9 protein-coding genes and 1 pseudogene are annotated in these 14,342 nt (G+C 51.6%); all 10 read left to right on the top strand.

Features of this window, described 5'->3' with window-relative positions:
• The first annotated feature begins 138 nt into the window (after positions 1-138).
• Positions 139-1,155, top strand: a complete 1,017-nt coding sequence (locus tag M1L66_RS09610; protein ID WP_434692550.1) for a helix-turn-helix domain-containing protein — start codon at positions 139-141, stop codon at positions 1,153-1,155.
• Positions 1,156-1,322: 167 nt separating this feature from the next.
• Positions 1,323-2,525, top strand: a complete 1,203-nt coding sequence (locus tag M1L66_RS09615) for an acetate/propionate family kinase (RefSeq protein ID WP_187021848.1) — start codon at positions 1,323-1,325, stop codon at positions 2,523-2,525.
• Between the two features lie 20 nt (positions 2,526-2,545).
• Positions 2,546-3,130, top strand: a complete 585-nt coding sequence (locus M1L66_RS09620; protein ID WP_434692552.1) for a sugar O-acetyltransferase — start codon at positions 2,546-2,548, stop codon at positions 3,128-3,130.
• Between the two features lie 166 nt (positions 3,131-3,296).
• Positions 3,297-5,021, top strand: a complete 1,725-nt coding sequence (locus M1L66_RS09625; RefSeq protein WP_187021847.1) for a GGDEF domain-containing protein — start codon at positions 3,297-3,299, stop codon at positions 5,019-5,021.
• On the top strand, positions 5,008-6,384 hold the full coding sequence (locus tag M1L66_RS09630) for a Wadjet anti-phage system protein JetA family protein (RefSeq protein ID WP_187021846.1): 1,377 nt from the start codon (positions 5,008-5,010) through the stop codon (positions 6,382-6,384). Before M1L66_RS09625 ends, M1L66_RS09630 begins: the two co-directional genes overlap by 14 nt.
• A pseudogene (locus tag M1L66_RS09635) lies at positions 6,384-7,031 on the top strand (DUF4194 domain-containing protein); the annotation flags it as partial. The gene M1L66_RS09630 and the pseudogene M1L66_RS09635, both read left to right, overlap by 1 nt.
• A complete protein-coding gene (locus M1L66_RS09640; RefSeq protein WP_434692555.1) occupies positions 7,015-10,386 on the top strand; it encodes an ATP-binding protein in 3,372 nt (1,123 codons plus the stop codon). The pseudogene M1L66_RS09635 and the gene M1L66_RS09640, both read left to right, overlap by 17 nt.
• Positions 10,379-10,957 (top strand): glycerol-3-phosphate responsive antiterminator, encoded by a 579-nt coding sequence (locus tag M1L66_RS09645; protein ID WP_055657413.1) that lies wholly within the window; start codon positions 10,379-10,381, stop codon positions 10,955-10,957. Before M1L66_RS09640 ends, M1L66_RS09645 begins: the two co-directional genes overlap by 8 nt.
• Positions 10,958-11,168: 211 nt before the next feature.
• Positions 11,169-13,994, top strand: coding sequence for an excinuclease ABC subunit UvrA (gene uvrA / locus M1L66_RS09650; protein WP_187021844.1), 2,826 nt, complete (start codon positions 11,169-11,171; stop codon positions 13,992-13,994).
• Positions 13,995-14,030: 36 nt separating this feature from the next.
• A complete protein-coding gene (locus tag M1L66_RS09655) occupies positions 14,031-14,240 on the top strand; it encodes a hypothetical protein (protein ID WP_187021842.1) in 210 nt (69 codons plus the stop codon).
• Positions 14,241-14,342: the final 102 nt, after the last annotated feature.

A 14,342-nucleotide genomic window follows, 5' to 3' on the forward strand; every position in this document is an offset into this window, starting at 1 on the left:
GCGGTTGTTTTTGCTGATTTTTGCAGATAACAACCGCTGGTTGCTTGATTTTTGAGGTGGATTAAGGATATCTTAAAATTGTACAGCGCAACAGACCGCGGTGAAAATCAGACGCTGAGACGGAAGGAGAATCGTGTGATGCAGGATCGAAGAGAATTTGTCCCGGGTACTATGGGAGAAAGAATTGCTTATTTAAGAAAACGGAAAAAAATGACCCAGGCACAGCTTGCGGAACAGCTGGGAATATCGGCACAGGCTGTGAGTAAATGGGAATCGGGGATTTCCTGTCCGGATATTATGACACTGGTTCCATTATCACAGATATTAGGAGTGAGTACGGACGAACTTTTGGGCATACAGAGTGGCAGTGTATATGACACGGACGGTTTGCGTGATGCAGAACCGGAGGTGAATTTTACGATGGGACCGGATGATTCTGAGAAACGGGAATCGGAGCGGGGGCGGGAAGCCGAGCGGACCAGATTCCAGAGCCTGCTTATGATACCGTCCAGGAATGATGGCATGCACAGTATCAGTGAGCTGATTGTCGGAGCTGGAGCGTGTGCTGCGGTTATTAGGACCGGCAGCGACTTCAGCCTGGAAACAGAGGGATATCAGGAGGGCGATATTATCAGCGAGGTGTCGGGCGGGACCTGGACGGTTCGTGACATCGCTGACAAGAATATTCTGCGCATCGGAAGAAATACATTTTCGAAGAGAAAGATGATCATTACGATTCCCCAGGGGTATCATTTTGATAAGGTGAAGCTGAATATTGGAGCGGGAACGCTGACCGGGGCGGGAATTACCGCCGGTGAGAGTACCTTGAGCGTGGGAGCGGGCCAGGTGACCATGAAGGACTTTATCAGCTACGCGTCAAAGATTACATGTGGAATGGGAGAGATTGTAGTACGGGGCGAGCTGTATGGAAAGTGCTACGTGGACTGCGGAATGGGATCGGTCCGCTTATACATCAAAGAACCTGAGCACTACGGCTACCGTACCTCCGTGGGAATGGGCGAGGTCAGAATCGGGGACAACAGACTGAGCGGAATCGGCGGAAGTCAGACCATGAACGCCGGGGATTCCAATTTCTATAAGGTTTCATGCAGCATGGGTATGGTCAGCGTTGCTTTTACCGACTGGGACGCATAAGCGGACACGGTTTAAAAGGGAGAAATGACGGCACCTTCGGGCAGGCAGATAAGCTGCGGCTCCGAAGGTGCCGTTTTGTACAGCGTCCTATTTTTCGTTGCCAACAGGGAGCAAGTCAAGTATAATAAACAGTGACAGATACGGCTGAAAGGGGGCGCACAGCGGATATGACAATTTTGGTAATTAACAGCGGCAGTTCCTCGCTGAAATTCCAGGTGATAGATTCGGAGAACGAGGAGGTACTGGCGAAGGGGGTATGTGAGCGGATCGGAATAGACGGACGGTTTACATACCGGACCCGCACCGGTATTTCCTTAAAAGAGGCGGTGCCGATGAAAAACCATACGCAGGCGGTTCATACGCTGCTTGACACGCTGGCGGACCCGGAAAAAGGCGTGATAAAGGATTTTCGGGAAATCGATGTGATAGGACACAGGCTCGTGCATGGCGGAGAAAAGTTTACGGGTTCCGTGGTGATCACGGACGAGGTGACCCAGGCCATGACGGAGTGCAACGACCTTGCGCCGCTTCATAATCCTGCGAATCTGGTGGGCGTGGAGGCCTGCCGGAAACTGATGCCGGACACGCTGATGGTGGGGGTATTTGATACGGCGTTCAACCAGACGATGGAGCCGAAGGCATTTCTCTATGGGCTTCCGTACCGGTATTATGAGAGGCACAGGATCCGCCGCTACGGTTTTCATGGGATCAGTCATAAGTATGTCTCACGGAGGGCTGCGGAATTTATGGGACAGGACCCGGGCCGGGTGAAGACCATCGTCTGCCACCTCGGAAACGGAGCGAGCATTTGTGCGGTGAAATACGGGCAGGTAGTGGACAATTCCATGGGATTTACACCGTTAGAGGGGCTGGTCATGGGAACGAGATGCGGAGATGTCGATCCGGGAGCGCTGGAATTTCTGGCGAAGAAGGAAAATTTGGATTTTGCACAGGTACTGGATATTCTCAATCAGGAATCAGGCGTCCTGGGCATTTCAAGGAATTTTTCCAGTGATTTCCGGGAACTGAAGGACGCGGAGATCAAGTATAACGGTCAGGCGGCTCTGGCGAGGGAGATCTTTGCCTACCGGGTGGCTAAATACGTGGGCAGCTATGCGGCTGCGATGAACGGCGTAGATAATATAGTATTTACCGCGGGCGTCGGGGAAAATGATTCCGATATCCGCATGGAGATATGCAGTTATCTGGAATATCTGGGGATTACCATAGACGAGGTAAAGAACAGGGATGAGGCGGAGGCGTTCCTGATCTCAGACGGGACGTCACGGGTAAATGTGCTGGTCATTAAGACCAATGAGGAACTGGAGATCGCCAGAGAGGCGGCGGAAGTGGCGCGGATGTACCGCTGACGCGAAGAAAGGAGATTAGTGTGACAGAACGGGAAAAAATGCTGGCGGGACAGATGTATGACTGCGGTGACAGCGAGCTGCTGAACCGATGGCACGAGGCTAAGAATCTGGTCCGCGATTACAACCGGACAGATTCGGAAGACTTCGTCGAAAAGGACCGGATCTTAGAACGGATGCTGGGAGGACGCGGGGCCAACCTCTGGATAACGGCGCCATTTTATGTGGATTACGGAAATAACATCTATTTCGGCAATAACTGCGAAGTGAATATGAACTGTACTTTTTTGGATGATAATCTGATTATCATTGGTGACAATGCCCTCATTGCACCCAATGTGCAGATCTATACAGCCTTTCATCCCACGAACGCCGGAGAGCGGTTCGGCGAGATGAAGGAGGATGGTTCCTTTGCGTTCTGCAAGACGCAGACGGCGCCTGTCAGGATCGGCAGCAACGTGTGGATCGGCGGCGGTGCGATTATCATGCCGGGAGTGACGATCGGCGATAATGTCGTGATCGGGGCGGGAAGTGTCGTGACAAGGGATATTCCCTCGGATAAGATTGCCTATGGGAATCCGTGCAGGGTGATGAGAGATAATCTCTGACCTGTGGTTACCGCCCCGGCCCGCCGGCCTCAGCTTCCCGGTCTGCAGCCACTTATAAAACCAGATATGGGTTCAGTCACGGATTGAAAAAAGAATTCGATTGTCACAAGTCCGTGTTCTTGTTATAATATTCCTGTAACCTTTGAACGAAATGAGGTGTGCGGGCATGGAAAAGAAGCGAGCGGGAAGTGACAGAAGGAGCCAGTCCGCCGTCATGTATCTTGTGATGGCGTTTTCTTTCTGTATTTTTATATGGCTTCTCGGGACTGTGAAGGCTCCCGATGTCCGCTTTGACAGTGAGAAGCCGGTGGTGATTACGGGTGACTGGAGTATGGAATATCAGGGAGAAACGGCAGTGTCGCAGCTGCCGGGGCCATTTTCCCCGCAAAAGGGGATTCCGGTCCGCTATTCCATAACGCTTGGTGAATACGGGATCAGAGGCAATTCGGTCATGGTTCGTGCTGTTCACCAGTATGTGAGGATTTTCCTGGACGGGGAGATGATAGAGGAGTTCGGATACGGCCAGAAGACTCCATTTGGAGAGGCGCCTTATAACGCATGGGTGATTGCCAGACTTCCGGATGACTGCCAGGGAAAGACTCTTTCCATCGAAATTGAGAACTATTACAGCGGCCTTTCCGGCCAATTGAACCAGGTCTATATCGGTACTAAGAATGCGCTGGTATTTCAGATTATCCATGAATGCATGCCGACGATGATCTTTAACTTTGCAATTATCCTGGCGGCACTTCTGCTGCTGGCGTACAGTTTCAGCTTTAAGAAACAATATGTGACGTATCAGCTGCGCTGTCTCTGCCTTTTTTCGCTGGTGACCTGCATGTGGCTCGTGCTGGAGTCCGGGGGATACCAGATCCTGTGGGGGCGGGCGCCGCTTGTGTCCAATATGCTCTTTCTTCTTTTTTATCTGATTCCGCCGACCTGTATCCGGTTTATTCTAACCTATGAAAGCTTTTCGAAGGACAAATGGCTGAATCTGCTCTACTGGCTGTCCTGTATCAACGTTGTGGTGGTATCGGTCCTTCAGATTGCCGGAATCCGCGATTTTATCGAGAGTCTGATTGGAGCCCATGTGCTTCTGGTCCTGATTATGGCGGAGCTTTTATTCCAGTTTGTCTGGCGTATACTGCACGGGGGTAAGGTGCGGGATATTCAGCTGATGGCGGCCTGTCTGTCCTTTGCCGTGTTTGCCTGCCTTGATATTTTGCGGTTTTACGTGTGCAGCCCGGAGATCAGCTCGGCCTATTTCAGCCAGATCGGAGTGGTGATATTTTTCTGCATTCTGGTCTATTACGCAGTACGCCAGATCGTGGAGGAGCGGGAAGAAGGCGTGAAACGGGAACTTTTGGAGCGTATGGCTTACACAGACCTGCTGACCGGCCTGCCCAACCGAAATGCCTTTGAAAAGAGGATGGAGGCGCTTCGCGGAAGCGGAATTTCCGGTACTATGGTGGTGGTGGCCGATTTAAATGATTTAAAACGGATCAATGACCAGCGCGGGCATCAGAAGGGGGATGCGGCCCTGATCTTTGTGGCAGATGCCCTGAAAGCTACCTTTCAGGATAAGGAAGAGCTCTACCGCATTGGAGGCGACGAGTTCTGTGCCCTGTCCGGCCGGATTACCGGGAAAGAGCTGGAGGATTTTGCAGCCAGCCTTCAGAAGAAGCTGGAGGAGGGGGAGACGAAGCTTGGATTTCCTGTCTCGGTGGCGGTCGGCTGGTCCAGGGAGGACGAGTGCGGAATCGATCTGGCCTTTCGCCGCGCCGATTTTACCATGTATGAGAAAAAGCAGCAGATGAAGCGGCACCAGGATGAAACGCGTTTAGAACCGCCGGAATGTGGCTGCGGAGGCATAAAGAATGAAACAGAATAAGAAACTGATGGAAGAAATACCGGACCGGTTCTGGGGGCTGTTCCGCTCTGTGAACCGGTCCACCTACATAGAAGCACTATTGAGAATCAATGAGGAATATGAATACAGCAACTACTTTTTGAGCCGTGAGGTCTGCATCCAGGTATTAAGTGAGTATTTTGCAAAGAAGCGGTACGTGATCTGGCAGGATGAGCTGGAGGATGAACTGGATACGCTGGAACCGCCGGCCACGAGGGTGCTCAACTGGCTTTTAAAGACCGGATGGCTCAGAAAAGTGGACGATTATGCCTCTATGACGGTGTATATTGTGATTCCGGACTACGCCGCCGTCATGACAGAGGCTTTTTTGCGGCTTGACAGCGAGGATGAGGATGAGACGCAGATATACATTCAGAATGTATACGCCATATTGTTTTCCTTAAAGAATGATCCGAGGGCCAGCATCAGCCTGCTGAATACGGCGTTTGTCAATACGAAACGGCTGAACAAGACGCTGCAGGATATGCTGCATAATATGGACAAATTCTTTGCAAGCCTGTTGGAACAGAAGTCGTATGAAGACCTTCTCCGGGATCATTTAGAGGGGTATGTGGAGGAGATTGTGAAGAAGAAATACCACATTTTAAAGACCTCCGACAATTTTTACCTCTATAAGACCGATATCAAGAGATGGATCGCGGCCATGCGGGAGGACACGGAATGGATGGAGCAGATGAGCAGACGGAGCGGAGGAAAGGTATCTGCCGCCGATATCGCAGAGAAGCTGGACCAGATCGAGAGGGGCTTCGACAGCATCGAACACCGGATATCCAACATGGACCGGGAACATTCCAGATATATCCGCGCCACGGTGACAAGGCTTAACTACTTACTCAACCAGGATGATAATATGAAAGGGCTGGTCATACAGCTGCTGAACCATCTATCCGAAGGCGAGGAGCAGGAGGAACGGATCCGGGAGGTGGGAGAGCACATGAACCTGTCGCAGATGACCATCTTGTCCGAGAAATCCTTATACAAGAGGAGACGGCCAAAGGCCGACTTCACCGGGAATCTGGAGGCGGAGGAAGAGGCGGAGGAGCTTTCCAGGGAAGAGATCCTGAACTTAAATAAGCTGAAAAACCGCTACAGCAAAAAAGAGATCGAGAACTTCATCGAGGAGAACATGGAAGAGGGGCGTATGGAGGTAACAGATGGTTCCGTTCGCTCTGGTGAAGACTTTGAGAAACTGATTCTGGCCTACGACTATTCCACCAGGCGAAAGAGCCTCTACCGGGTGGAAGAAGCGGATGGAGAGCCGGAGATGATAGAGAGCGGAGGATACCGTTATCCAAAGCTGACATTTATAAGGAGGAAATCTTAATGGGGTACGAGGAAGAGACGACAGTAAATTTGGGGCTCCCCTATTATGACAGCCTTTTGCCGGAAGAGCAGCAGGAGGTAACGGAAGCCGTTAAGCTTCTGCTTCGTCAGACGTTTGTGCTGGAACGGAAATACGAGAAGCGTTCCGGACGTTTTACCAATAACCGGGAGTTTCGGATCTGCAACAAGCATCTGGAATTTCTGCGGAAGTATTTTGCCGTCAGCGGCGTGTCGGTGGTGGAGAACAGCCAGATGGGAGTCATTTACATCCAGGGGGAGACCCTGGTGGGCGACAAGCTTCCAAAGCTGGCCACTCTTTACTTACTGATATTAAAGCTGATTTACGACGAGCAGATGGCCACGGTCTCCACCAGCGTCAATATCTACACGTCGCTGGGAGAAATGCATGAGAAGCTGGGAAATTACCGGCTGTTCAAAAAGCAGCCGTCGCCCACCGACATCAGAAGGGCGGTCACCCTGCTGAAAAAATACCAGGTGGTGGAGCCGCTGGACCTGCTGGAAGATTTAAATGGCGACAGCAGACTGATTATCTATCCGTGCATCAATGTGGTGCTGTTCGGCGACGATGTGCGGGTGCTGCTGGAATCATTTGGCGAAGGAGAAGAGAACGATGACGAATCAGAGATTTGAGGCCCTGTCCCGGATCTGTTTAAATAACTGGCATTATATCAACCGCAAAACGCTGTCCTTTAACCGGGAAATCAATTTTTTTACCGGGCATTCAGGGAGCGGAAAGTCCACGGTGATCGACGCCATGCAGATTGTGCTCTATGCCAACACGGATGGCCGCGGATTTTTCAATAAGGCGGCCGCGGATGACTCCGACCGGAACTTGATTGAGTATCTGCGGGGGATGGTGAACATTGGAGAGAACAACGAGTTCGCTTACCTGCGGAATCAGAATTTCTCCAGCACCATTGTTCTGGAGCTGCAGCGCACGGATACAGAAGAATGCCAGTGCGTGGGCATTGTATTCGATGTGGACACATCGACTAATGAGATATCGAGACGTTTCTTCTGGCACCGCGGGCCTCTGTGGGACAGCGGTTACCGGACGGCCAGACGGACGATGTCCATTGCGGAGGTGGAAGGCTATTTACAGAGCCATTACGGCAAAGAAGAGTATTTCGCCACTTCTCACAACGAACGGTTCCGCAGGCAGCTTTACGATGTGTATTTAGGCGGCCTGGACTCTGAGAAATTTCCGCTGCTGTTTAAGCGGGCGATCCCGTTCCGCATGAACATCCGCCTGGAAGATTTCGTGAAGGAATACATCTGCATGGAGCAGGATATCCATATCGATGACATGCAGGAGAGCGTCATGCAGTACGGGCGCATGAGAAAGAAGATTGAAGACACTTACATAGAGATTTCGATCCTGAAGGAGATGCAGGAGAAGTACGGCCTCGTCCTGGAGAAGGAAGAGAATATCCGGAAAAACGGTTACTTTACGGGCAGACTTGAGATTCTGGAGCTGAAAGAAAGGGCTGGAGAACTGACGGATAAGGCGGCGCTTTCCAGAGACGATCTTCAGAAGCAGGAGAGCTTAAAGGACGGCCTCGACGAACAGATCGCAGAACTGACCGCCCAGGGAGAGGAACTGCTGAAACGGATATCCTCCACCGGATACGAGGATTTAAAGACGCGTCTGGAATCCTTAAACGAGCTGATGGAGCATTTGAATAAGAATGAGGTCAAATGGCGCCAGACCGCGGAACGCCTAAATGTATGGATCGACCAGGAGACTACGTCGAACCAGACGATCTGGGACATTGAGGAGTTTGAGAAAAACACCATCGACGGGGAGAAGCTGGAACGTTTAAAAAAGTCCATTGCAGAGATGCGGAAGGAGGCGGAGGATTTAAAGAGTGAGGCCGCCGCCGTCCTTCGCGATTTGAAGCGTCAGGAGCGCCAGCTGAAAGAGGAGCTGGCTCAGTTAAAGGCCGGAAGCAAGGCGTATCCCAAGTATCTGGAGCATGCCCGGACCTATATTCAGCGAAGGCTGCTGGAGGAGACGGGAAAGGCTGTGGAGGTTCACGTCATGGCCGATCTCTTAGATATCCGAAACGAGGAATGGAGAAATGCGGTCGAAGGATATTTAGGAGGCAATAAGCTTTCCCTTGTGGTGCCGCCGGCATACGCGGAGGATGCCCTAAGAATATACAGTGAGCTGGACAAAAATGAATACTTCCGCGTGGCCGTTCTCGATACGGAAAAAGCCGGAAAGGATACGCCGACCGTTCTGGAAGATGCGCTTTGCGAGGAAGTTGAGGTGCGGGAGGCGTATTTAAAGCCGTATCTGGAGCGGCTTCTGGGTCAGGTGGTCAAGTGCAGGAGCATCGATGAGCTTCGCGGCTGCCGCATCGGCGTGACGCCGGACTGCATGGTCTACCACACGTTCCGGCTGCAGCAGATGAATCCGGAGCAGTACACGAAATCCGCCTATATCGGCAAGGACAGTGTGAGACAGAGAATCCGCCTTCTGGAGAAATCCCTGTCGGAAATGGAGAAAAAGCGGGCTCCGGAAGAGACGACGGTCAGGGAATGCGAGGCAGTATTAAGCCTGGAGCAGTTAAGCGAGGAGATCTCCGTCTATCTGGAGTGGCAGAAGGATATGGGAGATTTGAAGGAGCGGCAGAAGGAAAAGAAGAGGCTGGAGCAGAAGCTGTTAAAACTGAAAGAAGAAAATGTGGACCAGTGGGAGAAAGAGCGGAGCGCGGTTTCAGCCCTTGCCGACGGCAAGAGGAGAGAACGGGACGCAGTGAGCCGCCGGATCTACGAGATCAACACAAGGATCACCCAGATGGCCCAGGCAGTCACCGCAGTGGAGCAGGAGCTGCTGGCAAAGGACCGGGAATTTATGCAGGACGATTTGCTGGAGGCGGAGTTTGCAGAGTACATGGCTGGAAAAGAAAATCCGCGGTATGAGAAACTTAAGGATTACTTTACCGGAAGACTGAATGCTGCGGCGGAGGCCAGGGACCAGGCGTTTCAGACGCTGATGGACGCCAGGGGAGAGTATGCGAGAAAGTATCCGAACCGGAATTTCTCCATTACATCCAGGGATAACCGGGAATATGAGAAGCTGATGGAGATTCTGGAGTGCGGTCATCTGGAGGAGTACCGCCAGATCGCAGCCGAGCAGGCGCGGTCGGCAGTGGAGCATTTTAAGGACGACTTTATGTTTAAGATCAGGAGCGCTATCCGGGAGGCGCTTCAGCGAAAGGACGAGCTGAACCGCATCATCAGCCGCCTCGATTTCGGCAAGGACAAATACCAGTTTGTTATCGGCAAAAATAAAGGGGCAGACGGCCGTTTTTACGATATGTTCATGGACGATTCCCTGGAGGTCAATCCCAACGAGCTCAGTGAAGCTGTGGACAACCAGATGAATTTGTTCACGATGGAGCATGAGAGTCAGTACGGGGAGCTGATTGAGGAACTGATTAACGTCTTTATCCCGCCGGATAATGCAACGCCGGAGCAGATGGAGGAGGCCAAACGCAATATGGACAAGTATGCCGATTACCGGACATACTTATCCTTCGATATGCAGCAGCTGATCCAGAATGAGGATGAGGTAATCCGGATCCGCCTGAGCAAGATGATCAAGAAGAATTCCGGCGGCGAGGGGCAGAACCCGCTCTATGTGGCGCTTCTGGCCAGCTTCGCGCAGGCGTACCGCATCAGCATGCCGGAGAGCGTCCGGAGAAATCCGACGATCCGTCTGGTGGTGCTGGACGAGGCGTTTTCCAAGATGGATGCGGAGAAGGTGGCCAGCTGTATTGAACTGATTCGCGGCCTTGGCTTCCAGGCGATCATAAGCGCTACCAATGATAAGATTCAGAATTACGTGGAGAATGTGGATAAGACATTCGTATTCGCCAATCCGAATAAGAAGTCAATCTCGATTCAGGAATTTGAGCGGGAAAGCTTTCCGCAGCTGATGAAGGAACTGGATGAGGGGGAAGAAGATGATTGATGATAAAAAGAGGAAGTTCAGAGTGATACTGGAGGACTGTCCGGTAATCGCCGCGGTGAAGGATGAGACGGGACTGAAAGAATGCTTATACTCTGAGAGCCAGATTATATTTCTGCTGTTTGGCGATATCTGCAGTGTAGGCCGGTATGTGGAGATCGCAAAAAGCGCCGGGAAAATGGTGTTTGTACACATGGATCTGATCAACGGACTGGGAAATAAAGAGGTGGCCGTCGATTTTATCCGGGAGCATACCGGAGTGGACGGGATCATTTCCACGAAGCCCCAGCTGGTCAAGCGGGCCAAGGAGCTGGGGCTGTTTGGAATCCTGAGGATCTTCGTGATAGATTCCATGGCCTTTGGAAATATCGAAAAACAGTGCGCCTCCCTGGTGCCCGACGCGGTGGAGATTCTGCCGGGGCTGATGCCGAAGATCATCAAGAAGCTGTGCAGTACCGTGAACGTGCCCATCATCGCAGGCGGTCTGATCTCCGATAAGGAGGATGTGATGAATGCGCTGAATGCGGGGGCGGTTGCGATATCGGTGACGAATCAGAGGGTGTGGTTTATGTGAGCGGAATCCCTTTATTTTCCTGCTGAAAACAGGGGCCTGTCCTTCCCGAAAATGGGAAAACAGAAAATCATGGAAAACACGAACAAATGTTTGCAAAAATGAAAAAGCTGTGATATTATGAGATGGCAGACCATTAGAATGAGTGCTGGAAACAGCACAGATCATATAGTAATGATTATTTATTTCATACTTTCAGACAGGAGTCATATGTATGGCAAAGCAGTATATTAAAATCAGAGGTGCCAATGAGCACAATCTTAAAAACATCTCTCTGGATATTCCAAGAAACGAACTGGTGGTATTAACGGGTCTCAGTGGTTCCGGCAAATCTTCCCTGGCGTTCGACACGATTTACGCGGAAGGGCAGAGGCGTTATATGGAGTCGCTGTCTTCCTATGCCCGCCAGTTCCTGGGTCAGATGGAGAAGCCGGATGTGGAGAGCATCGAGGGGCTGTCCCCCGCCATTTCCATCGATCAGAAGTCCACGAACCGCAACCCGCGTTCTACGGTGGGAACGGTGACAGAGATCTATGATTACATGAGACTTCTCTATGCGAGAATCGGTATTCCCCATTGCCCGAAGTGCGGACGGGAGATTAAGAAGCAGACGGTGGACCAGATGGTGGACCAGATCATGGGACTGCCGGAGAAGACGAAGATTCAGCTTCTCGCTCCTGTGGTAAGAGGCCGGAAGGGCGAACATGCGAAGGTTCTGGATCATGCCAGGAGAAGCGGTTACGTCAGAATCCGTATCGACGGCAGCATGTACGAGCTGTCAGAGGAAATCAAGCTGGAGAAGAACATCAAGCACAACATTGATATCGTGGTGGACCGTCTGGTGGTGAAGGAAGGGATTGAGAAGCGTCTTGCCGATTCCATTGAGACCGTGATGGAGCTTTCCGACGGGCTGATGACCGTGGATGTGATTGACGGCGAGCCGATTACCTTCAGTCAGAGCTTTTCCTGCCCGGACTGCGGAATCAGCATTGACGAGGTGGAGCCGAGAAGCTTTTCCTTCAATAATCCCTTCGGGGCCTGCCCGGACTGTTTCGGACTGGGATATAAGATGGAATTTGATGAAGACCTGATGATTCCGGACAAGAGCCTGAGCATCAATCAGGGGGCGATCACCGTGCTGGGATGGCAGTCCTGTACCGATAAGGGAAGCTTTACCCGCGCCATTTTAGAGGCGCTGAGCAGGGAATACAAGTTTGACCTGGATACCCCGTTTGAAGAGTACCCGAAGGAGATCCATGACGTTCTGATTAATGGAACGAATGGAAAGGAGATCAAGGTGCACTACAAGGGCCAGCGTGGAGAAGGCGTATACGATGTTGCCTTTGAAGGCCTGGTTCAGAACGTGGCCCGCAGATACCGCGAGACGTATTCCGAGGCATCCAAGGCGGAGTATGAAACCTTCATGCGGATTACCCCGTGTCCGACATGCCGCGGCATGAGACTGAAAAAAGAGTCTCTGGCGGTTACGGTGGGAGATAAGAATATCTATGAAGCGACCAATATGTCGATCGTCAAGTTCCGGGAGTTCTTAGACCAGCTGGTGCTGACACCGATGCAGCATTCCATCGGCGACCTGATTTTAAAGGAGATCCGGGCCAGAGTGACGTTCCTGATCGACGTCGGCCTCGATTATCTGACCCTTACCCGCGCCACTGGCAGCTTATCGGGAGGCGAAGCACAGCGTATCCGTCTGGCGACCCAGATCGGCTCCGGCCTGGTGGGCGTGGCTTATATTCTGGATGAGCCGAGTATCGGCCTTCATCAGAGAGACAACGACAAGCTGCTGAAAACGCTACTTCATTTGAAGGATTTGGGAAACAGTGTGCTGGTGGTCGAGCATGATGAGGATACCATGCGCGCGGCAGACTGCATCATCGATATCGGTCCGGGCGCAGGCGAGCACGGCGGCAATGTGGTAGCCGTCGGAACGGCAAACCAGATCATGAAATGCAAGGATTCCATTACAGGCGCCTACTTGAGCGGCAGAATCAAGATTCCGGTTCCGGAGGAGCGCAGAAAGCCGACCGGCTGCCTGACCGTCCGCGGAGCGAAGGAGAATAACTTAAAGAATATCGATGTCACATTCCCTCTGGGCGTGATGACGTGTGTGACCGGTGTCTCCGGATCAGGAAAGAGTTCTCTGGTGAACGAGATCCTGTATAAATCACTGGCCAAGAAGTTAAACCGGGCAAGGACCATTCCGGGCAAGCACAAGTGCATTGAAGGTGTGGAACAGCTGGATAAGATCATCGCCATCGACCAGTCCCCGATCGGAAGAACCCCGCGTTCGAATCCGGCCACATATACCGGCGTATTCGATCTGATCCGCGATCTGTTTGCATCGACATCGGATGCGAAGGCAAAGGGCTATTCCAAAGGCCGTTTCAGCTTTAACGTGAAGGGCGGCCGGTGTGAGGCGTGCAGCGGCGACGGTATTATTAAGATTGAGATGCATTTCCTTCCGGACGTTTACGTTCCCTGTGAAGTCTGCGGAGGTAAGCGGTACAATCGCGAGACGCTGGATGTGAAGTATAAAGGCAAGAGTATTTATGACGTGCTGAATATGACGGTGGAAGAGGCGCTGAAGTTCTTTGAGAACGTTCCTTCCATTTCGAGAAAGATAGCGACCCTGTACGATGTGGGACTTTCCTATATCAGGCTGGGACAGCCTTCCACGGAACTTTCCGGCGGTGAGGCACAGCGTATCAAGCTGGCGACAGAGTTAAGCAAGCGTGGGACAGGCAAGACCATCTATCTGCTGGACGAGCCGACGACGGGACTCCATTTCGCTGACGTCCATAAGCTGATCGAGATTCTGCGGAAGCTGTCGGAAGGCGGCAACACCGTGGTCGTTATTGAGCATAATTTAGATGTCATAAAGACTGCGGATTACATCATTGATATCGGTCCGGAAGGGGGAGACAAGGGCGGTATGGTGATTGCCCAGGGAACCCCGGAGGAAGTAGCTGCAAATCCGGTGTCTTATACGGGGCAGTATGTGAAGAAGTATCTGGAATAAAGAATGAATGCCGGGATTCCTTGTGGAATCTGGAGTTTGAAAAATAAAGAGATGCCAGGTCATTTGCAGAAGATGCAGGTGGCCTGGCATCTCTTTAAAAGTTCCCCCAAAAAGGGAGGAAGCCGGCAAGAGGGGGATCCTGCCGGCTTTGAGTATGAAAAAAAGTTTTATGTTGAAAAGGTGTTTACCTTGTTTACGAGTATTAATATACCCAATGAATGTGAAGATTATTTGATGAAAATGTGAAAAAAATGTGATGAAGAGGATTTATAGGCTTCTGTTCGGAAACCTTCTTGCACCGTCTGCCAAAGAAGTCTATAATATACCATATATTGACAAAAAGCAGGT

It is taken from the genome of Hungatella sp. SB206 (genome assembly GCF_051132295.1).
Classification (GTDB): domain Bacteria; phylum Bacillota; class Clostridia; order Lachnospirales; family Lachnospiraceae; genus Hungatella; species Hungatella effluvii.